The organism is Gracilibacillus kekensis (assembly GCF_900143085.1).
Classification (GTDB): Bacteria; Bacillota; Bacilli; order Bacillales; family Amphibacillaceae; genus Gracilibacillus; species Gracilibacillus kekensis.
Genome location: NZ_FRCZ01000008.1, coordinates 64,949 through 89,053, shown reverse-complemented (window position 1 = coordinate 89,053; position 24,105 = coordinate 64,949). Strand labels below are relative to the sequence as shown.

Sequence of the window (24,105 nt, the reverse complement as noted above, 5' to 3'; positions counted from 1 at the left end):
CATTACTCCTGTTCAGGATTTCGTAAATAATAGCCGACACCTCTTCTTGTCACGATCCATAATGGATTACTTGGATTATCTTCAATCTTTTCACGTAGTCTTCGGACGGTAACATCTACCGTTCGAACATCACCATAATAATCATAGCCCCAAACGGTTTCCAGTAAATGTTCTCTTGTCATGACTTGTCCAATGTGACGAGCTAGATAATGGAGTAATTCAAATTCGCGGTGTGTTAATTCGATATACTCACCATCTTTTGTAACGGTATAGGCATCTGGATGAATCACCAGTGTTCCGATCGAAATATCTTTTGTATCCCTTTTTGGATTGGCTGGTTCTACTTGCAAGCGTCTTAAATTTGCTTTAACCCTTGCCACTAGCTCTCTGTTACTAAACGGCTTTGTTACGTAGTCATCTGCTCCTAATTCCAGTCCTAATACTTTATCGATCTCAGCGTCTTTCGCTGTTAGCATAATGATGGGCATACTATGTGTTTTTCTGACTTCACGACATACTTCATTGCCGTCTTTATTTGGTAGCATAATATCTAATAGAATTAAATCAGGATCTTTAGTTGTTGCTAATTCAATGGCTTCATCTCCGTCATAAGCACATAAAACTTCATAACCTTCTTTTTCGAGATTGAATTTTAATATATCTGCAATCGGCTTTTCGTCATCTACAACTAATATTTTTTGGCTCATAAAAGCACGTCCTTTTTAAAATTTAATTTTTTTCTTATGTTCTATTCTAACCGAAAATAGCAAAAATGTCTTATCGTACCGTATGGTGTTTTATTTGAAAAAAACCCTTGCTACTTTTTTTGTAACAAGGGTTTTAATATATTTAGTTTTGGGTATATATCATATAGAGTTAAAATAAATTAGCTGGATTTACTAGTGAACCATCTTTATAAACTTCAAAGTGTAAATGAATACCTGTAGAGAATCCAGTAGTACCCATAACACCAATTTTTTGTCCGGCTTCTACTACCTGACCTGATGAAACATTAATTGATGCCAGGTGTGCATAAATTGTACGATAGCCATTGTTGTGATTAATAACAACTTTATTACCATAACCGCCATCGTCCCATCCAGCAGAGGTAACTGTACCATTATCTGCTGCTAAAATTGAGCGATCACTTACACCAGCAATATCAATTCCTTTGTGGTAAGAACCCCAACGTTCGCCAACATGACTGGAGATATAACCACCAACTGCGGGCCGTACGAATTGGCCGGAACCACGTGATGGAACGACTTTTGTTCCTTTTACAACTATCTTTTTAGTAGGTTCCTTTGTTATATTTTCTTCAACGATCTCCATATCTACACTTTTACCATTAATTTTTTCAATTCGGTAATGTGTTTCAACAGTACCATTTTCACCTTCTTGTTTTACCTCTTCTTCACCTTTATACATCTCTTCAGATTCTTCTACTTCTGTTTCATAGGCAATTTCATCTTCTTCTAATTTTTCTTCTACAACGACTACTTCTACAAATGGTTCATAGGATGTCACCTGAAGCTCATCACCGATTTGGATCAACGAGTCTTCATTTAAATCTGGGTTAAGTTCTAATAATTCATCTAATGACAGATCATATTGGCTTGCAATAGACCCTAAAACATCTCCAGCATCCACCACATGTTTCTTGTCTTCTAACGTTCCTTTTTCTAATAAAGTGATCCCCTGCTCAACGGATAAAACTTTATCTTCTGCTACTATTTCTTCTTCAAGTGTAACTTTTTCTGTTAGTGATACGTCTATAATATTAGAATCACCTACAGATAATGGTTCCGTATCTTCTGTTTCGCTATCTAATTTTTCGAGAACATCCGCACTAACGAATTTTTCTTTATAGGCTTGAATCACTTGGTTTGCCTTTTCATCTTCTGAAAAATAACCAATTACTTCGTCGCCTATCTTTAAAGCTTCTGCTTCAACACCTACTGTGAGTTCATCCTTTAGATAATTTAATACTTCCTGATTGTCTTCTTTGGATGAAAATACTTGCTCTGTAACATAAGTAATCTCTTCGTTGACTGTATATGTATAATCATTATCTTCTTGATGTTTAGTGATTTTATCAGAAATATAACTTTCTACAACACTTTTGTTGTCGACAATACCTACATGTTCATTATCTACATAAACATGATAAACATTACTTAAGTCTGCCTCATCTGCTAAGACAACCTGTGACGTTAAACCTGCTGCAACCACACCAGCAATTGATAAGCCCTTGACGAACCCTTTAACACTACTTCGCATACCTACTTCCTCCTATAACCCCAAAACGTTCTTTTTTATATTATCTTTAATTCGAGTTTTCTACCTTACCTAATCTATCATAAGTTAAACTAGGATAAAATGATTTTAATAGTAATGTAATAAAACTGTATAAAAAAAGCCATAATTTTACATAAAGATGTCAAAAGCGAACGGATTGTAATATTCCAGGGATTACATAGAGTAATAGATATCTTTATTTCTAACATCCTGATATATTTCTTAGAGCATAGCGAGAGTCTGAAACTCTCACTTTCTACCTCCACAAGATTGACGAACTACTAAATCAGATTCTACCATGACCGAACTAGAGTCTAACACGCCATTCATTAAATCAACGAGCATGAGAGATGCCAGCCGGCCCACCTTGCTTTTGTCTTGTCTAATCGTTGTTAAAGGTGGATTAATATATTTACTTAGTTCAATATCATCGCACCCAATCACTGCTATATCTTCTGGAACCGCTAGTTTTGTTTCTTCCATGGCCTCGATAACCCCCATTGCCATTACATCTGAGGCAACAAATATGGCACTGGGTAACTCATTATCCTTTAACAACTCTTTCATAAATAGATAGCTACTATTTTTAGTAAAATCTCCATGGTGAATCCAATTTTGATTCAAGGACAGACCAAAATCCGACATCGCCTGAATAAAGCCCTGCGTTCGGTGACTTCCTATGATCGTATCTGGCAGCCCACCAATATATCCGATATTACGATGACCTAATAAGTAAAAGTGTTCGACAACCATTTTTCCCAGCTTTATATTATCAGCCATAATATAACCCGATTTTTTCCCGGTCAATTCGATGTCAATTCCAATACAAGGTATATCACTTTTATCTAAACTGCGGATCGAATGCTTTATCTCGTCTCCACCTAAAATCACGCAACCATCGACTTGGGCCTCTTTACATTTTTTATAATAATCATCTATGTCTTCACCTGTAAAAAACATCAGATCATACCCTAATTCACCCATCTGTTTACTAAAACTGTTCATCACTTCTGAAAAGAAAGGATGGTTATAATTAACATGAATCCCGTAAATTACACCAATGACTTTTCTAGTTTTAACTTGATAACCTGTTTCGTTCATAATTCTTATGATATTTAAACGTGTATTTTCTCCAACATCCTGATAGTTATGGATAACTTTTGAAACTGTTGCCGTAGAAACACCCGCTTTTTTTGCTATTTCTTTAATTGTAATTTTCATGATTTTCCTTCCCTGGTTATATTGTAAATAGCTTACGAAAATTTTCGTTAAATCTATTATCTTCATTGTCTGTATATGTTTATTATACAATCTATTTATTATCTTTTACAAATTCCTCAACAAACACTTTAATTGCTATATCTTTAACGATATTCTATTGACGTTCAATCATAGGGCTGGTATTATTATTTTGATTATTAATTTCCTTGTTTTTCTAATTTTTTAATTAGAATTACGAAAACTTTCGAAAATATTAAAAGAAAGGATGGTTTATTTTGTTTAAATACATCCTAAGAACATACAGAATAAAGAATGTTTATGAACAATTAAATAACAAGGAGGATTTTTATGAATGGCTACTCATTAAAGCGCTTTCTTTTAACTGCTATCGCTTTTTCCGTCATAGGCTCTGTTTTTTTCGTTCCAAAAATATTAACTGCCGATACACATTTAGACCAATTAATCGTAAATACTGCCACCAAACCTTCTGAAGGTGGAGCCCTTCAAATCATAGATCATAATGGACAGAAAACATTGGGGGATGAGAACGGAAACCCTATTCAATTACGAGGTATGAGTACACATGGTTTACAATGGTTTCCTGAAATTATCAATAATAATGCATTTGCTGCCTTATCAAATGATTGGGAGTCTAATGTTATCCGTCTTGCAATGTATGTAGGGGAGGAAGGTTACGCCTCCAATCCAGATGTCATAAAACAAAGAGTCATCGAAGGGATAGAGCTTGCGAAGGCGCATGATATGTATGTGATTGTTGATTGGCATGTTCATGCTCCAGGAGATCCAAATGCAGATGTGTACAATGGAGCAATGGATTTTTTCAAGGAAATCTCAGAGCTTTATCCAAATGACCCACATATTATTTATGAGTTAGCTAACGAACCTAGTAGTAACAGTACTGGTGGACCAGGGCTTACAAATGATGAAGCTGGATGGAAGAAAGTGAAAGACTATGCGCAACCGATTGTAGACATGCTTCGTGAAACTAATAATGAAAACCTTGTCATTGTGGGTAGTCCAAACTGGAGTCAACGTCCTGACTTGGCTGCAGATGATCCAATCGATGATGATAATACCATCTATACTGTACATTTCTATTCTGGATCTCATTTCCCTGCAGCTGATAGCTCAGATAGAACTAATGTGATGAGTAACGCTCGCTATGCATTAGAAAATGATATTGCTATATTCGTATCTGAATGGGGAACCAGTGAAGCGAATGGCAATGGCGGGCCTTTTTTAGAAGAGGCTGATGAGTGGATTCAGTTTTTAAATGAAAATAACGTGAGCTGGGTTAACTGGTCTTTGACAAATAAAAATGAGACATCCGGTTCGTTTACTCCCTTTCAGCTAGGTGAAACAGTAGCTACTGATCTTGACCCGGGAGATGACCAAAAGTGGGCAACAGAAGAGTTAAGTGTTTCTGGTGAATATATACGTGCCCGTATAAAAGGTATACCTTATGAACCAATTGACCGGGATGCCTATTCCCTGTCTGTGTGGGATTTTGATGATGGAACAACTGGCGGATTTGGCGTAAACGGTGACAGTCCAATTCAGGATATTAATGTTAGTAATGAGAATGGTGCATTACGGATTGAAGGCTTAGATGAAAGTAATGATACTTCCGAAGGTAATTTCTGGGCAAATGCTCGACTATCTGCTGACAGTTGGGGTGACTCAGTCAACATCCTTGGAGCTGAAACATTAACGATGGATGTTATTGTGGATGAACCTGCTACGGTTTCCATTGCTGCTATTCCGCAAGGACCTGCTGCAAGCTGGGTTAACCCTAACCGGGCCGTTCAAGTGAGTGAAGACGATTTTGTAGCTGATGGAGATCGCTTTAAGGCTTCTTTAACGATTACAAAGGAAGATGCACCTGCATTGGAAACAATCGCTACCAATGAGGCAGACAATACAATGAATAATATTATTTTATTCGTGGGTACGGAAAACGCAAATGTTATTTATTTAGATAACATCGCAGTTTCCGGTAAAAAAGTAGAGATACCTGTTATCCATGATGAGAAGGGGGAAGCTAGCTTACCGTCTGACTTTGAAAGCGGAACACGTGATGGCTGGGAGTGGGCCGCTGATTCAGGTGTAAAAACGGCTTTAACAATTGAAGAAGCAAACGGCTCCAATGCTCTATCATGGGAATTTGGTTATCCAGAAGTAAAACCAGATGATAATTGGGCTTCCGCTCCACGACTGGACTTTTGGTATGACGAGCTTTATTTAGGTGATCATGATCATGTTGCATTTGATCTGTACCTTGAACCTACTCGTGCAACAGAGGGTGAAATCGAAATTAATTTAGTATTCCAACCAGAAGCATTAGGTTATTGGGCACAATCCTCCGATACCTTTAACATAGCATTGGAAGAATTAGAGGATGTAACCAATACCAGTGATGGGTTATATCAATATGAAGTCGTTTTGAATGTAAGCGATATTGAAAATTTAGAACCAGATACATTTTTGCGGAATATGTTATTGATATTTGCAGACGTTGAGAGCGATTTTGCTGGAAGAATGTATGTGGATAATGTTCGTTTTGAGTCGATGGATGATAACTCTGATCCTGGAGATGGTAACAATGATGGGGATGATGGCACTAATCCTGGAGAAGGCAATAATAATGAGGACGATGGCTCTGACTCTGGAGATGGCAATAACGATGAGGACGATGGCTCTGACCCTGGAGATGGCAACAACGATGAGGACGATGGCTCTGACTCTGGAGATGGCAATAACGATGATAATCAGGATATTGGTTCGGGAGACGGTGATAAAAATAGTACTAAAGATGAGTCCTCCGGAGATAAGCTCCCTGACACATCTACGAATTCGTTTAATATGTTGTTAGCAGGATTCCTTTTAATGGTAACTGGGATTTCTGCTTATATGCTAAATAGACGAAGGAAGCGTCTCCACTAAAAAAGAAAAGACTCTCGCCAATTTATCCTTTTAATGCTAAGTATATAAAAAAGTCACTCTATTAGTTTGGAGTGACTTTTTCTTTTGTTCTTTTATCACGAGGGTAAACGGACGATAAGTATCGCTAACAATCAGCGGGAGTAAAAACTCCCACTGATAGAAGTCTCACTTTATTAACTATACACACTTCTTACGATATTTGTTTGAGAACGATCAGGACCCACAGAAAAAATAGAAAGTGGAATACCTGTTAACTGTGAAATTCGTTCCAAGTAATGACGGGCGTTCTCTGGTAGCTCGTGCAGGCTTTTTACTCCTGTAATATCCTCTGTCCAGCCTGGTAACTCTTCGTATACTGGTTCACATTCTGCTAATACCTTTAAGCTAGCCGGAAATTCTTCCATGATTTCGCCTTTATATTTATAGGCAGTACAGATTTTTAAATTCTCAATTCCCGTTAGAACGTCAATAGAATTTAATGAAAGATCTGTAATACCACTTACGCGGCGAGCATGGCGTACAACGACACTATCAAACCAGCCAACACGACGAGCACGGCCTGTTGTTGTTCCATATTCATTACCTACTTCACGGATCTGATCGCCTACCTCATCATGCAATTCAGTTGGGAAAGGTCCGTCACCAACACGCGTTGTATATGCTTTTGATACACCTACGACATGATCAATTTTGGACGGTCCTACACCTGAACCTATCGTTACACCACCTGCAATCGGGTTTGACGAAGTAACAAAAGGATAGGTCCCTTGGTCAATATCCAGCATAACGCCCTGTGCACCTTCAAATAGCACACGACGTCCATCATCTAGTGCGTCATTTAACACAACCGATGTGTCTACTACATATTTTTTCAATTGCTGTCCATACTCATAATACTCTTCCAGAATTTCTTCTACTTGAATTTGTTCTGTTTCATACACTTTTTCAAACAGACGATTCTTTTCTTTTAGATTGCTTTCTAATTTTTCACGGAAAGCTTCTTTATCTAGTAAATCTGCAATACGAATTCCAACACGTGCAGCTTTATCCATGTAAGCAGGACCGATCCCTTTGCGTGTTGTTCCAATTTTGTTTACACCTTTATCTTCTTCTTGTAAAATATCTAGTTTTAAATGGTAAGGTAATATAACATGGGCACGGTTACTGATTCGTAAATTATCTGTACTTACGTCTTTGTCATCTAAGTATTTTAATTCTTCGACCATTGCCTTTGGATCAATAACCATTCCATTTCCAAGTACACATACTTTATCATCAAAAAAGATCCCAGAAGGAATTAAGTGTAGTTTATATGTAATACCATCAAATTTTATGGTATGTCCTGCATTATTTCCACCTTGATAACGTGCTACTACCTCTGCGTTTTGTGAAAGAAAATCTGTAATTTTACCTTTTCCTTCGTCTCCCCATTGTGTACCAACAACGACTACTGAAGACATAAACGGCACCTCCGCCTTATCAATTTATTCATTTCAATCATTCCAAACTAATTTTACCAACGATAACGAGCAATGTCAATTTTATATACGAACATTTTACTATTTATCACCATTATCGTTCGTGAAACAGAGGGACGGGTGAACAGAGGGACGGTTCTTCTGTTTCATTTTTGACAAAAAAATGAAACACGAGAACCGTCCCCGTGTTTCATTCATTTTAGGGGCTGATGAGGTCCCCGATTTGAATGTCAATTCCGTTTGTGCCGTGATAGTCTGTTCCGCCTGTTAGAATGAGGTTATGTTTGGTGGATAGTTCTTTAATTCGCTGGTGATCTTCTTTGGTATGATCTGGGTGGATTAATTCTATCCCTTTTAAACCAGCGTCTGCCAGTTCTGGTGCCAATTCATAGGAATTAAGCTGACCTGGATGTGCCAATACCGCAACTCCTCCATCTGCAACAATTGCTTGAACAGCATCAAACACATCGACATACTCTATGTCTCTCGCGGCAATACCATTCCCTTTGAATAAGAGTTTATATAATTGTTTGTACTCTTTCGTTGTATAGCTTGCCTCTGTTAGCTGCTTCATTATGTGTTGTTTGTATATGGCAGGCGATGGATGCACTTTTTTCGTAATGGTTTCCGTATCTAACTCATACCCCAATCCACGTATTTGTTCCATTTGCCAAAGGGAGTTATGTTGTCTTCGTTGTAATAAAGGATTACAAAGAGATTTAATATTTGGAGCTTCTGGTTTGAATTGGTACCCTAATATATGTACTTTCCGGTGTCGCTTAAAGTCATAAGCTGAAATCTCGATACCTGGTATCACCTGAATGTCCAACTTTTGACCAACAGATTGCTTCTCTGACCAACCATCAACCGTATCATGATCGACAAAGCTGATGTGTGTTAGTTTATTCTGTGAAGCCTTCTGCATTATTTTTTCTACGGAATCAGAGCCATCGGAATAATAACTATGCACATGCAAATCAGCCTTCATTTACAACGCCCTCTAAGGATGACGCTAATTGGCCATCTTTCATATCAAAAACTTTATCACATAGTCCTTCCATAAACTCTATATCATGAAAGATACCAACCAAGGTAGTTCCTTGACGTTTTAATTTTTCAATCATTTCACGCACTTTGATTTTTGAATGATGATCCAAACTTGCTGTCGGTTCATCTAACAACAATAACTTTGGTTTTTTTACGGTTGCCATCGCAATATTTAAGCGCAGCTTCTCACCACCGGAAAACGTTTTTGGATAACTGTCCCATAATGCCGGGTCCATTTCAAAATGTTGTAAAGCCTCTTCCGCTTGATGTTTGGCTGATTCTTTAGGTTCTCCCATTTCTAATAAAGCGTTTTGTACCAGTTGGCGGCAGCTGGTTCGTGGCATTACATTTAAAAACTGGGAGACATATCCGATTTCGTTCTTTCGTAAATAAAGCATTTGCCGTTCGGTTGCTTTCGATAAATCTATTGTTCCAAAATGTGCTGAGGAATAGTTAATTTCTCCAGTGTATGGTAAATAGGTACGGTAAATACTTTTTAAAATGGTAGATTTCCCACTCCCGCTTTTCCCAACAATACCAACAAATTCTCCCGCTTCCACCTTCAAATCGATAGGAGAAACAGCTGGAATTGTTTTATGTAAGTGATGAATGGTGAAAGATTTACCAAACCCTTTGATTTCAAGCATCGTCACCCGAATACCTCCCTTTATTGAATACGATAGTTCGTCGTTGTTATTAATTCTCCATTAACCATTGTTGCCGTTAACATTGGATAACCATCTTCCATACGCTCAATGACTAACAGATCTGCCTTTTTCCCTGCTTTTATCGATCCTAATTCATTATCGAGACCTACTGCTTGGGCTGGATTTAACGTCACCATCATAAAGATTTTGTGTAAATCTACTGCTTTCTGATCATGAAGATCAAAGATTGCATGAATCAGCGCGGCCGGATAATAATCACTGCACAATATATCTGCATACCCATATTCCACCGCTTCTGCTGCAGATAGATTACCAGAGTGCGAACCTCCTAATAAGACATTCGGTGCTCCGACTATCGTATAAAAGCCGTGCGCTTTTGCTTTTCTCGCTATTTCCAGTGTGATTGGAAACTCACTAATCGTTGTTCCGAAAGATTTTACTAACTCTAACTTTTTGACATTATCATCATCATGGGAAGCAATGGCAATCCCTTTCGCTTGAGCAAGCTCTGCTACCTCGGTTATTTTTTCGATTGTTAGCAATTCGGTACTTTTTCGTTCAGCTAATAATACGTTTACTTCTTCGTCTGAAATGTTACGATGACCCTTAATGTTTTCCCGGTAGACTTCTAAATTTCGATACTGTCCTTGTCCTGGTGTATGATCCATAAACGATAACAAATGCACTTTATCTGCTTTAATATTGTCAATCAATAGATCAATACCTTCAATATTATCCATCTCAAACCGAGCATGCAGCCGGTGTCGGATCATGTGTAATTGCTGATGGGTATCATGAATGGTATCAATCATTCTTTGCATGTTATCGGGATAACGAACATGTTTACGAGTGATTTTATCCTTTCGATAGAACGACAATGAATGAAACATGGTGGTGATCCCTTGGTTGATCAGTATTTTTTCAGCTTCTCTTATACTTAAATTAAAATCCATTACACTGGAGGGCCGTGGAGACGCGACCGTTTCAATATAATCGGAATGGATATCGATAAAACCAGGCGAGATATAACCACCTCTCGCATCAATCCGTTTCGCTTCCGGATAGATTCCTACTTGATCCTGATGAATAATGGCCTGGATTCTCTCCTTCTTTACGAGAACTGCATGATCTTCTATTATTGCATCTTCTGTAACAACCTTCCCATTATGAATAATGTACAACGCAAACGACCTCCTATAATAGTGAATAAACGAGCTGTTGTGTATATTCATGTTGCGGATCTTCTAATATTTGATCGGTTAAACCCTTTTCGATAATTGTGCCATTGAGCATAACGATCGAACGATCTGCAAGCATTCGAATCACAGCAAGATCATGTGATACAACAATCATACTAATGTGTAATTCCCGCTGAATTTGTTTGATCAGATCTAATACACTTGCTTGCACCGACAAATCAAGACCGGTTGTTACTTCGTCCAGGAATAAAATTGGAGGATTATTAGAAAGTGCTTTGGCGATTTGAACTCTTTGCTGCATCCCTCCCGAAAAATTTCGAGGTTCTTCTTTCATTCGCCGCAAAGGAATATGAACATCTTCCAGCAATGTCTTACTTCTTGCTTCAATATCTCCTACATGTCTGCTTCCTGCTGCGATCATTTTTTCGGCGATATTGCCAATCGAAGAAAACTTCATCTTCAATCCATCAAGCGGGTTTTGATAGACCATGCCGTAGATGTAATTTCGAATATATCGTTTTTGTTGAGAAGATAATGTTAATACATTTTGACCGGCTAACATTGGCTCATTTATATATACCTCTCCAGAGGCGAGATCTGTATCAAAATATAAACCTTGAAGCATCGTTGACTTCCCACTGCCACTTTCACCAACTACACCTAACACTTCTCCAGGATACAAGTCAAAAGAGACATCATGAACAGCATATACCGTCCCACAATACGAGCAGAAATTTTTCTCAAGCTGTCTCGTTTCAGGATCTAAACAATGCCGGCAACCTTCTCCAAATTGTTTTTGCAGGTTCCTCACTTCTAGAATCGGTTGTTCACGCATAGCTGTTTTCCACCTCTTTTTCTTCGCTATGATTTAATCTATCTACACAATAACTTGTGTCATTACATTGGTAGATTCGATCTCCTGTAGCCTGATTGATGATTTCGTCTAGAAAAACATCTTCTGCTCCACACAGGTTACATTGTTTTCCTTGAAACGACTCTTTTGTAAAAGGAAAATCCTCAAAAGCTAATGATTCCACTTTGGTATAAGGAGGAACTGCATAAATTTTCTTTTCCCTACCTGCACCTAATAGAATTAGTGCGTCGGAAGCATGCATTTTAGGATTATCAAACCTCGGGATTGGGCTTGGTGCCATAACATATCGACCATTGACGTATACAGGATGAGCAGCACCAGTTGTCATCTTTTGGTACTTAATGATTTGCTCGAATAAAATTAACCATGCACCACTGTAATCATCTTCCGCATGCATTCTTTTTGTCATATATTCTCTAGCATCAACTTTTCTGAGAGGTTCAGGATTTGGTACTTGTAACACGAGTATTTGATCATCACGTAAAGGCTCTTCAGGAATACGATGACGGGATTGAATAATGTTGGCTTCTGCTGTCTGATCGGTTAAGGCTACACCTGTCGTATGCCTTACTAATTTCTTGATACTTACAGCGTTTACGGATTCATCTGCCCCCTGATCGATCACTTTCAAAACATCCTTTTTTCCGATCAGGGAAAGAGTAAGTTGTAAACCACCTGTTCCCCAGCCACGGGCAATTGGCATTTCCCTTGATGCGAATGGAACCTGGTATCCTGGAATGGCTACTGCTTTTAATGTCGCCCGTCGAATTTCCTTTTTCGATCCCTCATCAAAAAAAGCGAAATGTGGCTTAGTCTGCATCGACTTTTCCTCCCTTCTTTACTTGGCGGATACTATCTAATTTAGATTGGAACGTTACATAATGTGGTAACTTTAAATGAGAAATAAAGCCAGTTGCTTCAACGGAATCAATATGCAATAAGACAAATTCTTCATCATGGGTAGGAAACTCACCATGAGGTGATTCTAGACATTGATCGAGAATACTCATCGCTATTGCTTTCGTTTCATTCTGTCCAAAACTAATACCATAACCAATATCAAATTCAAGCTCTTCATTTCCATTCGTCTTTTTTACAGGGACGGGTACAAAGGATTCTACTTCTGTGACTTTGATTTCGCCTATATAGAAATTGTCTTCTTCATCTTGATTTTTTTCATAAGGATGTTTCACGTGAATCGGTACATCACCGACGCGTACTTCTCCAATCGTTGGATGGACCTGACCATAGCCGCGTAATGACGCATATCCTAAAGCGGTGACAGCACCTGTTTGGCCACGGGTTAGCACTTGCAGCCGTTCACTTCTGCCTGTTGGGAATTGGATACTTTCCTTTGTAACATCCTTGGGAGAAGTGTTATCTAACGGATAAGTATCAAATAACCCCTCCGCTCGCAAATAATCGACCACTTTTGGAAAATAGTGCACCTCGCTTGCCTCTATCTTTTCCAATTCTTTCTGATAGTCGGACAACCATTGCTTATTTTCTTCCAAAGTCTCCTCTACTAAACTAAAATCAAGTAGTCGATGGGTGTAATCATTCGTGGCGCCAAGTAATTGTCCTCCGGGAATATCTTTAAAACTGGCTGAAACCCTTCTTTCGACAAACATCTCCTCGACTTCCACTGTCTCACTATAATAACTGCGAGGAAGTGTGGAACGATGGGCTCTCATTAAGAAAACCGCTTCTTCCATACTTCCGCCTGCTTGTTTTATCGCCAGTGCTGCTAGAAATGGTGCATAAAGACTAGCTTCAGACATGACCTGATCTACCAGGTTGCGCATTGTAGCTAAGATGGTATTAATCTCTACAATTTCATTTCCTTTCAGTCGATCATATTTCAATCGATCGATCGACGCCTCTATCGCTTGTGTACCTCCTTTTACCGCCACATAGCCCATATTAGCTCACCTCCGTTAGCTCTACAGACGTCGTTCGCGGAACACAGGAGATTTGGTTCAATTGATCTGCAAAGATAAGATCGATACCTAATGGATACTCTTTCACTTTGCGATTTCTTGTTTGCCAAAATGTATCCGAACATCCGGTTTGAAGTTGTTTAAACTGTTTGACTCCTGGTCCATGCAGTGTTAAACCGCCGTTATTTGACAGATTTTCCACTTCTATCATCCATGTGGCGGATTGTTGTGGGTTAATGAGATTTCCCATTTTACATACAGACAGTGTTTTATGAACTTGATCTTTTACTGCGTCTTGCAAAACGATGATAAAATCTGCTTGTTCCATCGATGTCTCACGAGCCAAGGTATAAGACGTAATCATCTCTGCCAATTTTTCGGTTTTACCATCAACTGCTAGGATACAAAAACTTACTTCTGCATCTAGTACGGTTAATGCACATAGAAAGAGTGCTTCATTACACGGGAGCTGCTCTTCCGATAATCCTGTTGTTTGTTCTACTTTCCTAATCGTTGCAGGTCGCGCCATGCAATCCAACAAATTTCGGTAAACTTGCTGTAAATCATGTACTTGATCAATAGCCATTATTTCACCTCGAAAATTGAATAGTATCTCACCTAATTAAACTTCCATCGTTTCAAAATTAACTTTTGATCGGAATAATTCAGCTTGTTCCTTAGCTCGTTGTGCAGTGATTTGTTTTCCTTTCTCAATCAACTGAGTATCCCAGTCTTTTGTTTCAGGTAAATCTGCTCGATATGCTGCATCGATGATTGCTAAATGCTTCGCCAATTCCTTTTCCATACCAATGACAATACCAATACCAATTGTCTGTTCAATTTCAACTTTTGATTCTGTAATCAATACCTCACCGAGATAAAACAACGATTTTTTTGCTGTTTCTCTCATTTTGATCATGGTCATTCCGTACTGTGGTTTTATAATCTCAAGATAGTTATAATTTGCTGTGATAGTACTTGCTAATTCTTCCGCTAACGATCCACCATCCTGAATTAATATTTCAGTTCTTTGTTTTCTTTTCATTTTGATCCACCCTCCTTACAAACAAAGGATATCTTGTTGCCAAGTTGCTGTCTTTGATAAAAATGTAAAGAATATGTAAAACTGTTTTACATATAAAAACTACTAATTTATCTTTCCGAAAGTTTGTATTTAAATTTATCACTCCGATACAAAACTTTTGTTCGTTCCAATACTTTGTCTGTTTCAACATCTAAACAAATGCTCTCAATCATGATTAACGGTTCCATGCTTTTACATGAAAGTAATTGCTGTTCTGCTAAAGTGGGAAACGTAACACTTAGCAAGCTATCTCTATTCGTAAGCGATTTATACCCCAGTTGTCGATAATAAGAAAACATGGATTCAATGGTTGGTCCATCTTCAGCAATATTTGGAAAAAGTGTTTCGTTTAGATAGGAGGTATGTATTGCAATTGGCTCCTCCTGGATATATCGTAATCTGCTAATTTGATAGACATTATCTTCTCTATTTGCGTGCAAATATTGATAGATTTGACTATCATACTCCATCTTTTGGCAGCCAATATTACGTGTGATTAAGGGATGTCCAGATTGTTTCATTTTTTCTGTAAAACTTGTCTTCCCGTTTAAATTCAATTGAACCTGAAAAGATTCCTCTTTTAAAAATCGTCCTACACCGCGTTGTGAATAGATAAATCCACGTTCCTCTAGCTTAGCTAATACACGACGAATGGTTGTCCTTGGTACCCGAAATTTATCTGCAAGCTCATTCTCGGAAGGTAACTTTTCCCCATACGTAAACTTTTTAGCTATGATTTGCTGCATAAGTTCATCAAGGATGATGAGTTCTTTATCCATGGAAATAACGATTACCTCCTATCTAATGCCTACTTGCTTCTTCTGCGTATTTCGCTAAAAACAGGTCAAGATCTTTTAGATCCTGAAATCTTTCTTCTAATGTTTCTCGTGGCCAATTCCACCAAGCGATCTCTTGTAATTGTGCCGCAATATGACGTGAGAACCTCTCACTTTTCGGCTCGGCAGGTACACCGACGGCAATGGTATATGGTTCAATATCTTTGGTTACAACGGCTCCTGCACCGATTACCGCACCATTGCCAATCGATACGCCTGGCATTATAATGGCATTATGGCCAATCCAAACATCATGCCCGATCGTAACTCGATGACTGCGACGCCAATCAAAGAATTCATGATCATCCTGCTCGGCAAACCCGTATTGTACACTGCGGTAAGTAGCATGATGCTGGGTAACACGCCAGGTAGGATGATTACCAGGATTGACTCGGACATGTGATGCAATCGAGCAAAATTTCCCGATATCCGCATAAATGATTTGCACATCTCCAGCAGTATAGCTATAGTCTCCTAAATAGGATTCCATGATTTTGGAGTTCTCACCGATATCGGTCCACTCTCCTATATCGCTATCCACTATCTTCGTGTTAGCGTGTATCGTTGGTGTTTTGGTCAATTTTTTTTGAACGGTTGTATTTACATTCACGTTCGACACTCCTCATTTTCACACTTTTAATTTCAGACGGTTACTAAGCATTTCTACCGAAAAGATCATGATAAAAATAACCATGGTGATAAAAAGCGCGCTATTAAAATCATAACTTCTCATCGCCCGCATTAATTCCCAGCCAATACCGCCTGCTCCAACTAATCCGAGAATAGTAGATTCGCCAATATCGATTTCCAAACGTAGAATTGTCCAGGACATTAGTGCGGTCAAAACCGTTGGAATGACCGCTTGGGCAATGATTTGGATCCAACCTGCACCAGATGCCTTTAAAGCTTCAATTTTACCTTCATCCATTTCTTCCACCGATTGTGCAAATACTTTTATGAGCATTCCTAAACTGTGAACCGCTATCGCAAGCACACCAGGTAACGGTCCTAACCCGACTGCCACGATAAAAATTAAGGCCCAGATAATCGTAGGAATAACCCTCATTAAGGTTGCAAATCCCTTTACAATTCGCGATACCCATAGACTAGGAGCTAGATTCTCTGCAGCTAAGAAGGCAAGGACTAGAGAAATAACTACCGCGATAACGGTTCCTAATATGGCCACTTGTAATGATTCGATTGCAGCTGGTAACACGTAGGCCCACTCACTGATATTTGGAGGAAACATATCAATTAACATAGCGAAAAATGCTCCTGTACCTTCTAGCAAGTTGGCATAATCAATATTAAGCTCATATAAGCTAAATAAGAAAAATAAACCGCCAAAAATCAAGACACCTTTGATAAAAAAATCTTTTTTCGGTTTCAATATTTCTTCTTCGTCTTTAGTTAAGGAGTAAATATTTTCATTAGGATTCTCCAGTTCACTCATATGATTCGCTCCCTTATCTTACTTGTAAGAAACTCTGTTGACAGAATTAATACAAGTACCAGAATGATCGCCATACTAACTTCCTTATACTGAAATAACTTGATTCCCTTTTGAATAGCAAACCCGATACCTCCGCCCCCTACCATGCCAATGATGGTCGAGGCACGAATATTCAATTCCAAATTGTATAAGGACCATGCCACAAATCCCGGAATGAACTGTGGGAATACACCTTGAGCAAGTACTTGCAAATAACTTGAGCCTGTTGCATTCAGGGCTTCTATTTTTCCTGTGTCGATTTCTTCAAGCGTGTCGGCAAATACTCTTGTTAAGAAACCGACGGAACCTAATATAAGTGACAGTGTCCCTACGGTTACGCCAATTCCATAAGAAGCTACCAAAATTAAAGCCCAGATTAATCCAGGTATATTTCGTATAATAGAAGTGAACGCTCGTACGACCACTTGAATGATCGGATGTGGTGTCGTGGTGCCTGCTGCCAGAAAGGAGAGAATCAATGCAATCAGAGCTCCTACAACCATACCAACAAACCCCATATATAGTGTTTCTAAGATTGCACCTAGTAGACTGCCTGAAGTAGTCACGTCCGGTGGTAGCAGATCGAGAAACAGAAAATTACTGATTAGCCCTACACCAGAAAAAACTTCATATACGGAAAAATCGGTTCCTATTGCAGACCATACGGTTAATCCGATAACAAGGAGAATAATTAACATCGTTTGCAGCCGTTTATGACGTCTTATATCTTTTGTTCCTTCCAACGCTATCACTCGCTTCCATTTATTGAGCATGTACTAATGGCGGCTTTCTATTATGGTAGATTTCATCTATAATCCTGTCTGTTAATTGTGAAGGTTGTCCATCAAAAATCACTTCGCCATTTTGAATGCCAATAATTCTTGTCGCATATTTAATGGCTACCTCTACTTGATGTAAATTAACGATCGCTGTGATTTTATCTTCCGTACAAATGTTGTAAATGTGATCCATGATGTTTTTCGAAGAGGCGGGATCAAGGCTTGCGATTGGCTCATCCGCCAAAATCAATCGTGGCCTTTGTGCTAATGCTCTTGAGATACCAACACGTTGCATTTGCCCTCCACTTAATTCATCTGCACGCTTATATTTTTGTTTTTTCAGACCTACTCTGTCGAGGATTTCTTCCGCTTCCGCAATATCCTTTTTGCTAAATATCCCTAAAGAGCCTTTAATCGTATTGGTATAACCGAGACGACCGTGTAATACGTTATTTAATACTGTTAACCGATCAATTAAATTAAAGTTCTGAAATACCATACCTATTTCTCGTCTAATTTGTTTTACTTGTCTTGCGCTCGCCTGATTGATCTTTTTATCCTTGAAAATGACATTTCCATTTGTTGGTTCGATAAGACGGTTCATGCAACGCAGTAATGTGCTTTTTCCTGCACCACTCGGACCAATAACAACAACGAATTCTCCTGGGTAGACGCTGAAGTTTATATTACTTAGCGCCACCGTTCCGTCTGGATAAACTTTGTCCAAATTTTCGATCTGTAAAATGGGGTTCATTAATTATTCTCCTCTCACTTTCTTAATTGCTTAAAAGATCCTCTGGACTCATATCCAAGTTCTCAGCCGTATCTCGAATGATGTCATAATCACTCTCATCAACAGGAATATATCGTGACTCTACATCGCCTGCTTGCTCAAAATAAGTCTCATTATCATAGTTATAGACAAAGTCCTTAATTGCTTCTACTAAGCTTTCTGGCAAATCTCCTCTATAGCTGATAGGACTTGACGGAATCGGCTCAGATTCTTTAATAATGCGAAAATCCGATTCAGAAACCATACCACCGTCAATCGCACGTTCTACACAGGTGGAACAAACACCCGCTGCATCTGCATCACCTGCAGCAATAGCAAGAATCGAGTTATCATGACTTCCAGAGAAAGAAACACTAGAGAAATAGCTTTCAATTTCGTCGTTTTTTAGTCCCAATTCATCAATGAAGATACCTCGCGGAAATAAGTGACCCGAAGTGGATGCAGGATCTGCAAAAAGAATCGTCTTATCCTTTAAATCTTCTAACGTTTCTGCATCCGACTCATCTGGTACGACAATCCAGCTATTGTACGTGGCATCTTCTTCACTTTTGGCGCGAACGGCAAATGGGACAGCATTACTGCGCTCTTGTGCAATGATGTAAGAAAATGGTCCAAAACTCGCTAAATCTAACTTTTTTGAACGCATTGCTTCAATGACTGCGTTATAATCTTCTCCTTGAAACAATTCCACTTCAACACCTAATTCTTCCGACATATCCTTAACAAAAAGTTCATGTGCTCTAGATATTTCGCTATCCTCTTCCCCAGGAAGTACTCCATAGCTAATTTTATCTGGCCAGCCATCCTCACCTTCCGATGCATCCGCATCCTCTCCACAAGCTGCTAATAAAACAAGGAGACCCACAACCATCAACAACACTACAAACTTATTCATTTTCTCAAAAACTACTCTCATTTCATTCTCCTCCTCGAACAATTTTTTCTCTACAACTCCACGATAACTTGGTACCATGAAGGTATTGTTAATAGCGCTTTAAGTTTTGTAAAGAAACGAAACACGGGCGAAACACGGGGACGGTTCTGCTGTTTCATTTTTGTCTTTGACAATAAAAAAGAAACACGAGAACCGTCCCCGTGTTTCAAGCTTTATTAAAAAACGTGTGGATGTGAGTGAGGGGTGGATCATTATCCTGTGCTATTGTATGAAACCCTACATGTGCATCAGGACGGAGCAACATGGTATGACCATTGCGTAACGTTAGTTTCTTTTCAAATTCCCTGTAAACATCATAAATAACCGGTAATTGATTGCCCCCCATACTGGGAACTCCGCCTTTAACTACAAGAAATGTTTGTATTAAATCGCCATATTTACTGGATATTTGCTCTTCCAATAGGTTGGCATACCGAATGACATCTTCTGTTTGTTCTTCCATATACACCAAACAAAGAAATGACTGTTCTTGCAGCAATCTATATAACCTTAGATCTGGTAACTCTTTATATAAAAATAAGATATCTGGAATTCTTTCACCTGCTTGTAAACTACCCATTTTTAAACGGGAGTCTGTCAATCTCTTATTAAAGGGTGCGACATCATAATGGTATTTAATATGGGATAAATTATTGGCAATATGATACTGAATTTTGGAACTGTTTAACAGCCCTTTCGTCAAATAATTACGAATCTTTCCAACTGTTGCTTTTGTCGATATAAACCGTAATAAACGACTGGTCTGTTGTAAAATATCCTTTGCTATTGGCCGTCGTTCTTGATCGTAGGTTTCAAGTATGGTTGTTTTTGCATGAGCCTTTATAACCGTTGAAAGTTTCCAGCAAATGTTGGCTGCATCTTGAATACCTAAGTTCATTCCTTGTCCTCCAAGTGGGTTGTGAATATGAGCTGCATCACCAACAAAGAATACTCGACCATTTTGATAATTTTTCACTTGTTTATGTGCGGTTCCAAAGTAGGTGAGCCAATTTGCATCGTTGATATCAATCGGTGTAGCCGTTACATAATTAATACTTTGATTTAACTCTTGTAAAGAAAGATTCTCATGTAATTGACTTTTTCCTTGAATAGAAAGATCTAGTCCTACTACCCGAAATGTTCCATTTAAATATGGAAAAAAGACAATTGCACCTCTTTCATTAATAAATCCAGTGATCATGGAATGTTCCACTGCTGTTGTTTTTACGTCTCCGAGAAAAAACGTCTTGCCTTCTTTTTCCCCGATAAATTCAACATCCAATATTTCTCTTACTTTACTATGGGCACCGTCACATGCTAGTAAATATTGGCCTTGATACTCGATTATCTCGCCATCTTTTTCTACCTTTACACATACACCTTGATCACTATTTGTCACATCTATAAGCTCTTCACCTCTGTTAATCGTTCCACCTTTGTTATTAAGATGGTTTTCAAGTATTTCTTCTGTTTCTGTTTGAGGGATAGCAAGCATATAGGGAAACCTACTTTCAATGTGATGCAAAGCTAATACCGATTCCTTTTCTTCGCCCATATACAGTTTTGCACCATGTCCTGGATAACCACGTTCAATAAATGACTCAGCAATTCCAAGCAAATCTAACATCTCTAATGTCCTCGCATGAATGCCCATTGCTTTTGAAAATACGGAGCGCTTTTTTTGTTTTTCGATACAAACAAAATCGATTTTGTAATGTCTCAATTGATTCGCTGCCATTAAACCAGATGGACCAGCCCCAACGACAATTACATCTGTTTGTACTTTCTTCATGGTATCTTCCCCTCTTTTCCTCTTAATTAATTTACACTGTGTATATTTTTACTACAATGTGTTGTATAATTTAATTATAAATAGACCATAACGACCATACAACAGATGATTCTCTGTATTTTGTAGTAAAAACAACACAAAAGAGGGTAGTGTGAATTTTATCTGCACTAATTAACAATTAGGGGGAAAGTGTAATGAAAAAAATGGATCCCAGAGTTAAAAAAACACGAAAGTTTTTAAAAGAGGCTTTAATAGATTTAATTGAGGATAAGGGATTTGAAGCAATAACAGTTGGGAATCTTGCGGAAAAAGCAGAAATAAATCGGGTCACTTTTTATCAGCATTACCATGATAAATATGATTTACTAGAACAAACTATCGAAACTATGTTAAAAGATCTTATTATAACCGTTGCACCACATAAACGGGAAGAATTATTAGTTACACATAAAGATGAAACGAACAATGTATACTTACAACTCTTTCAGTTCGTATTCGACCATCAATCTTTTTTTAAAACCATGTTAGGTCAAAATGGCACCACATTATTTCAGAATCGAATGACTATTAGTATCCAGGAATTTGTCGCTGATACGTTAGCACAACTGGCTCCAAATGAAAAGAACGCCAAGGTTCCACGAGAAATTGTTGTTCATTATGTAGCAGCCGCTAGTATTGGATTAATCAAATACTGGGTGCAAAATGGAATGACCTATTCCCCAAACTATATGGCGAAACAATTAACATTTTTAGAACGGAATGGACCGATTAATGCCGTATAAGAAAAACCGGGAAAGCCCATCTGGTCCTTTTAGTAGTAATTTTGAAATAGATAATAGATTTAACACCCGCTTCGGCTTGCCCACTTCACTTTCCAAGGGGCGTGTCTTCAGCTAACTTTCGTAAAGAAGTTCACTTTACAAAAGTGGATCTTCAGATCACGCTGATCCCTTAGGAGTCGAAGTGGCCGCCTCCGCTAAATAATGCGCTACAATGAGTGTGAATAGTGATTTCACGACTTTTATTTCATATTGTTAATAAACCTCGACAAGTTAGCTGTCACAAAGGATGTAGAACCACCATATAGCGTAGGCCGTCCGCTTCCACTCCTATGGCATCTGTTTTACCTGAAGATCCACTTTTTTGAGCGGTTTGTGCTCGAAAAAGTTAGCTGAAGGGAAAACGCCATGGAAAGGGAAGTGGACAGCCGAAGCGTTAGATTAATAGTCACTATATTTCAAAATAGTTACATTGAAAAAGCGTTGATACCGAGGATTATATGCTTTCTTTACTCATAGAAAAAGATGAAACACGAGAACCGTCCCCGTGTTTCACCCTGGTGGTACGTCGCTGTTTTGGTAGCGGTGGTCTAGGTCGACGAATTTGTTGTATTCTTTGACGAAGGCGAGGTCTACTGTGCCGACTGGACCGTTACGTTGTTTAGCGATGATGATTTCGATGATATTTTGTTTTTCTGATTCTTGGTCATAGTAGTCATCACGATAAAGGAAACCGACAATGTCCGCATCCTGTTCAATACTTCCTGATTCACGTAAGTCGGACATCATTGGTCGTTTATCCTGACGAGATTCCACACCACGAGATAGCTGTGATAAGGCAATAAGTGGAACATTTAATTCCCTTGCTAAACCTTTTAAAGACCTGGAAATCTCTGATACTTCCTGTTGTCTGTTTTCTTTTGAATTCACACTGCCTTGAATAAGTTGCAGATAGTCAATTAAAATCATTCCAAGACCATGTTCCTGCTTTAATCGACGACATTTAGATCGTATCTCACTTACTCTAATACCTGGTGTATCATCGATAAAAATTCCGGCATTAGACAAGCTTCCCATTGCCATTGATAAACGTCCCCAGTCTTCTTCTTCCAAAGCACCCGTTCTTAGTCGTTGGGCGTCAATGTTACCTTCTGCGCATAACATACGGGAAACCAACTGGTCTGCTCCCATCTCCAAACTAAAGATAGCGACATTCTCATCTGTCTTGATTGCTACGTTCTGTGCAATATTTAACGCAAATGCGGTTTTACCTACTGAAGGACGGGCAGCAACGATAATGAGGTCATTGCGCTGGAATCCTGATGTGATGCGATCCAAATCACGGAAGCCTGAAGCAATTCCCGTTACTTCACCCTTATTCTTATGTAATTGATCGATATTATCATAGACATCCATCAAGACATCTTTAATATTTTTAAAAGCAGAAGCGTTTTTTCGATTAGAGACTTCTAGAATACGTTTCTCTGATTCATTCAGTACTTCCTCAACTTCATCTTCTTTGGAAAAACTGTCAGTTACGATATCTGTAGCGGTTCGGATTAACCTTCTAAGTATTGACTTTTCCTCAACGATCTTGCAATAATATACCATATTAGCAGCTGTAGGTACTGCACTTGCTAAATCACTTAAATAAGAAACGCCACCAACGTCATCTAACTGTTGTGTATTCGCCAAAGATGTTGTTGTTGTTACAATATCGATCGGTTCACTTTTATCTGCAAGCTCTAACATCACGCGAAAAATCTGCTGATGACTGGCACGATAAAAATCCTCTGGAATTAATATCTCAGAAGCACTCGAGATCGCATCCGGTTCTAAGAAGATAGCGCCAAGTACCGCTTGCTCTGCTTCCATATTATGTGGTGGTGTCCGTCCTTGAATTGCATCTGTCATATCCTTGCACCCC

22 protein-coding genes are annotated in these 24,105 nt (G+C 38.6%); 2 read left to right on the top strand and 20 right to left on the bottom strand.

Annotated elements, in window-relative coordinates; genetic code table 11:
• Nucleotides 1-2: 2 nt before the first annotated feature.
• The 3 genes from yycF to BUC25_RS16870 all read right to left on the bottom strand — a co-directional run bounded on the left by yycF (nt 3) and on the right by BUC25_RS16870 (nt 3,519).
• A complete protein-coding gene (yycF, locus tag BUC25_RS16880; RefSeq protein WP_073203054.1) occupies nt 3-707 on the bottom strand; it encodes a response regulator YycF in 705 nt (234 codons plus the stop codon).
• 169 nt (nt 708-876) lie between these two features.
• Nucleotides 877-2,280, bottom strand: coding sequence for a M23 family metallopeptidase (locus BUC25_RS16875; RefSeq protein WP_073203053.1), 1,404 nt, complete (start codon nt 2,278-2,280; stop codon nt 877-879).
• A gap of 267 nt (nt 2,281-2,547) precedes the next feature.
• Nucleotides 2,548-3,519: a LacI family DNA-binding transcriptional regulator gene (locus BUC25_RS16870; protein ID WP_073203052.1), complete on the bottom strand. Its 972-nt coding sequence runs from the start codon at nt 3,517-3,519 to the stop codon at nt 2,548-2,550.
• A 348-nt stretch (nt 3,520-3,867) separates the two neighbouring features.
• Here BUC25_RS16870 and BUC25_RS16865 point away from each other — a divergent pair, with 348 nt between their 5' ends.
• A complete protein-coding gene (locus tag BUC25_RS16865; protein ID WP_073203051.1) occupies nt 3,868-6,483 on the top strand; it encodes a carbohydrate-binding domain-containing protein in 2,616 nt (871 codons plus the stop codon).
• A gap of 173 nt (nt 6,484-6,656) precedes the next feature.
• Here the strand turns inward: BUC25_RS16865 and BUC25_RS16860 are convergent, their stop codons facing one another.
• The 16 genes from BUC25_RS16860 to BUC25_RS16785 all read right to left on the bottom strand — a co-directional run bounded on the left by BUC25_RS16860 (nt 6,657) and on the right by BUC25_RS16785 (nt 21,399).
• The gene (locus BUC25_RS16860; RefSeq protein WP_073203050.1) at nt 6,657-7,943 is read right to left on the bottom strand and encodes an adenylosuccinate synthase; all 1,287 of its coding nucleotides are present in this window, start codon (nt 7,941-7,943) and stop codon (nt 6,657-6,659) included.
• Between the two features lie 217 nt (nt 7,944-8,160).
• Nucleotides 8,161-8,949, bottom strand: a complete 789-nt coding sequence (locus tag BUC25_RS16855; protein ID WP_073203049.1) for a PHP domain-containing protein — start codon at nt 8,947-8,949, stop codon at nt 8,161-8,163.
• Entirely contained in the window at nt 8,939-9,661 is a 723-nt protein-coding gene (gene phnL / locus BUC25_RS16850) for a phosphonate C-P lyase system protein PhnL (RefSeq protein ID WP_073203048.1), read from the bottom strand. The genes BUC25_RS16855 and phnL overlap by 11 nt, the downstream gene beginning before the upstream one ends.
• Before the next feature lie 14 nt (nt 9,662-9,675).
• Complete coding sequence (gene phnM, locus BUC25_RS16845; protein WP_073203047.1) at nt 9,676-10,857, bottom strand: phosphonate metabolism protein PhnM; 1,182 nt, start codon at nt 10,855-10,857, stop codon at nt 9,676-9,678.
• A 13-nt stretch (nt 10,858-10,870) separates the two neighbouring features.
• Nucleotides 10,871-11,710 (bottom strand): ATP-binding cassette domain-containing protein, encoded by an 840-nt coding sequence (locus BUC25_RS16840; protein ID WP_073203046.1) that lies wholly within the window; start codon nt 11,708-11,710, stop codon nt 10,871-10,873.
• Nucleotides 11,703-12,569 carry an alpha-D-ribose 1-methylphosphonate 5-phosphate C-P-lyase PhnJ gene (locus BUC25_RS16835; protein ID WP_073203045.1) on the bottom strand — a complete coding sequence of 289 codons (867 nt, stop codon included), beginning with the start codon at nt 12,567-12,569 and terminating at the stop codon, nt 11,703-11,705. Before BUC25_RS16835 ends, BUC25_RS16840 begins: the two co-directional genes overlap by 8 nt.
• Nucleotides 12,559-13,671, bottom strand: coding sequence for a carbon-phosphorus lyase complex subunit PhnI (locus BUC25_RS16830; RefSeq protein ID WP_073203044.1), 1,113 nt, complete (start codon nt 13,669-13,671; stop codon nt 12,559-12,561). Before BUC25_RS16830 ends, BUC25_RS16835 begins: the two co-directional genes overlap by 11 nt.
• A gap of 1 nt (nt 13,672) precedes the next feature.
• Nucleotides 13,673-14,275 (bottom strand): phosphonate C-P lyase system protein PhnH, encoded by a 603-nt coding sequence (gene phnH / locus BUC25_RS16825; protein WP_073203043.1) that lies wholly within the window; start codon nt 14,273-14,275, stop codon nt 13,673-13,675.
• Between the two features lie 36 nt (nt 14,276-14,311).
• Nucleotides 14,312-14,734 carry a phosphonate C-P lyase system protein PhnG gene (gene phnG / locus BUC25_RS16820; RefSeq protein WP_073203042.1) on the bottom strand — a complete coding sequence of 141 codons (423 nt, stop codon included), beginning with the start codon at nt 14,732-14,734 and terminating at the stop codon, nt 14,312-14,314.
• A gap of 107 nt (nt 14,735-14,841) precedes the next feature.
• Nucleotides 14,842-15,552 carry a GntR family transcriptional regulator gene (locus BUC25_RS16815; protein WP_073203041.1) on the bottom strand — a complete coding sequence of 237 codons (711 nt, stop codon included), beginning with the start codon at nt 15,550-15,552 and terminating at the stop codon, nt 14,842-14,844.
• A 22-nt stretch (nt 15,553-15,574) separates the two neighbouring features.
• Nucleotides 15,575-16,219 carry a DapH/DapD/GlmU-related protein gene (locus BUC25_RS16810; protein ID WP_073203040.1) on the bottom strand — a complete coding sequence of 215 codons (645 nt, stop codon included), beginning with the start codon at nt 16,217-16,219 and terminating at the stop codon, nt 15,575-15,577.
• An 18-nt stretch (nt 16,220-16,237) separates the two neighbouring features.
• On the bottom strand, nt 16,238-17,062 hold the full coding sequence (gene phnE, locus BUC25_RS16805) for a phosphonate ABC transporter, permease protein PhnE (protein ID WP_073203039.1): 825 nt from the start codon (nt 17,060-17,062) through the stop codon (nt 16,238-16,240).
• Entirely contained in the window at nt 17,059-17,844 is a 786-nt protein-coding gene (gene phnE, locus BUC25_RS16800) for a phosphonate ABC transporter, permease protein PhnE (RefSeq protein ID WP_244535204.1), read from the bottom strand. The genes phnE (BUC25_RS16805) and phnE (BUC25_RS16800) overlap by 4 nt, the downstream gene beginning before the upstream one ends.
• A 19-nt stretch (nt 17,845-17,863) precedes the next feature.
• Nucleotides 17,864-18,634, bottom strand: coding sequence for a phosphonate ABC transporter ATP-binding protein (gene phnC, locus BUC25_RS16795; RefSeq protein WP_073203037.1), 771 nt, complete (start codon nt 18,632-18,634; stop codon nt 17,864-17,866).
• A 22-nt stretch (nt 18,635-18,656) separates the two neighbouring features.
• The gene (locus BUC25_RS16790) at nt 18,657-19,589 is read right to left on the bottom strand and encodes a phosphate/phosphite/phosphonate ABC transporter substrate-binding protein (protein ID WP_170862725.1); all 933 of its coding nucleotides are present in this window, start codon (nt 19,587-19,589) and stop codon (nt 18,657-18,659) included.
• Between the two features lie 184 nt (nt 19,590-19,773).
• Complete coding sequence (locus tag BUC25_RS16785; protein WP_073203036.1) at nt 19,774-21,399, bottom strand: FAD-dependent monooxygenase; 1,626 nt, start codon at nt 21,397-21,399, stop codon at nt 19,774-19,776.
• Nucleotides 21,400-21,593: 194 nt separating this feature from the next.
• Between BUC25_RS16785 and BUC25_RS16780 the strand changes: the two genes are divergently transcribed.
• On the top strand, nt 21,594-22,181 hold the full coding sequence (locus BUC25_RS16780) for a TetR/AcrR family transcriptional regulator (protein WP_073203035.1): 588 nt from the start codon (nt 21,594-21,596) through the stop codon (nt 22,179-22,181).
• A 549-nt stretch (nt 22,182-22,730) separates the two neighbouring features.
• Here the strand turns inward: BUC25_RS16780 and dnaB are convergent.
• Entirely contained in the window at nt 22,731-24,092 is a 1,362-nt protein-coding gene (dnaB, locus tag BUC25_RS16775; protein WP_073203034.1) for a replicative DNA helicase, read from the bottom strand.
• Between the last annotated feature and the right edge of the window lie 13 nt (nt 24,093-24,105).

Excerpts from the sequence above, each read along its gene's own strand:
- BUC25_RS16860 (WP_073203050.1), bottom strand. The coding sequence starts at position 7,943 with ATGTCTTCAGTAGTCGTTGTTGGTACACAATGGGGAGACGAAGGAAAA.
- BUC25_RS16815 (WP_073203041.1), bottom strand. The coding sequence starts at position 15,552 with ATGGATAAAGAACTCATCATCCTTGATGAACTTATGCAGCAAATCATA.
- dnaB (WP_073203034.1), bottom strand. The coding sequence starts at position 24,092 with ATGACAGATGCAATTCAAGGACGGACACCACCACATAATATGGAAGCA.
- BUC25_RS16855 (WP_073203049.1), bottom strand. The coding sequence starts at position 8,949 with ATGAAGGCTGATTTGCATGTGCATAGTTATTATTCCGATGGCTCTGAT.
- BUC25_RS16830 (WP_073203044.1), bottom strand. The coding sequence starts at position 13,671 with ATGGGCTATGTGGCGGTAAAAGGAGGTACACAAGCGATAGAGGCGTCG.
- BUC25_RS16790 (WP_170862725.1), bottom strand. The coding sequence starts at position 19,589 with ATGAGAGTAGTTTTTGAGAAAATGAATAAGTTTGTAGTGTTGTTGATG.
- BUC25_RS16840 (WP_073203046.1), bottom strand. The coding sequence starts at position 11,710 with ATGCGTGAACAACCGATTCTAGAAGTGAGGAACCTGCAAAAACAATTT.
- BUC25_RS16875 (WP_073203053.1), bottom strand. The coding sequence starts at position 2,280 with ATGCGAAGTAGTGTTAAAGGGTTCGTCAAGGGCTTATCAATTGCTGGT.
- phnC (WP_073203037.1), bottom strand. The coding sequence starts at position 18,634 with ATGAACCCCATTTTACAGATCGAAAATTTGGACAAAGTTTATCCAGAC.
- phnE (WP_073203039.1), bottom strand. The coding sequence starts at position 17,062 with ATGAGTGAACTGGAGAATCCTAATGAAAATATTTACTCCTTAACTAAA.
- BUC25_RS16865 (WP_073203051.1), top strand. The coding sequence starts at position 3,868 with ATGAATGGCTACTCATTAAAGCGCTTTCTTTTAACTGCTATCGCTTTT.
- BUC25_RS16785 (WP_073203036.1), bottom strand. The coding sequence starts at position 21,399 with ATGAAGAAAGTACAAACAGATGTAATTGTCGTTGGGGCTGGTCCATCT.
- yycF (WP_073203054.1), bottom strand. The coding sequence starts at position 707 with ATGAGCCAAAAAATATTAGTTGTAGATGACGAAAAGCCGATTGCAGAT.
- BUC25_RS16835 (WP_073203045.1), bottom strand. The coding sequence starts at position 12,569 with ATGCAGACTAAGCCACATTTCGCTTTTTTTGATGAGGGATCGAAAAAG.
- phnG (WP_073203042.1), bottom strand. The coding sequence starts at position 14,734 with ATGAAAAGAAAACAAAGAACTGAAATATTAATTCAGGATGGTGGATCG.
- BUC25_RS16870 (WP_073203052.1), bottom strand. The coding sequence starts at position 3,519 with ATGAAAATTACAATTAAAGAAATAGCAAAAAAAGCGGGTGTTTCTACG.
- BUC25_RS16780 (WP_073203035.1), top strand. The coding sequence starts at position 21,594 with ATGAAAAAAATGGATCCCAGAGTTAAAAAAACACGAAAGTTTTTAAAA.
- phnH (WP_073203043.1), bottom strand. The coding sequence starts at position 14,275 with ATGGCTATTGATCAAGTACATGATTTACAGCAAGTTTACCGAAATTTG.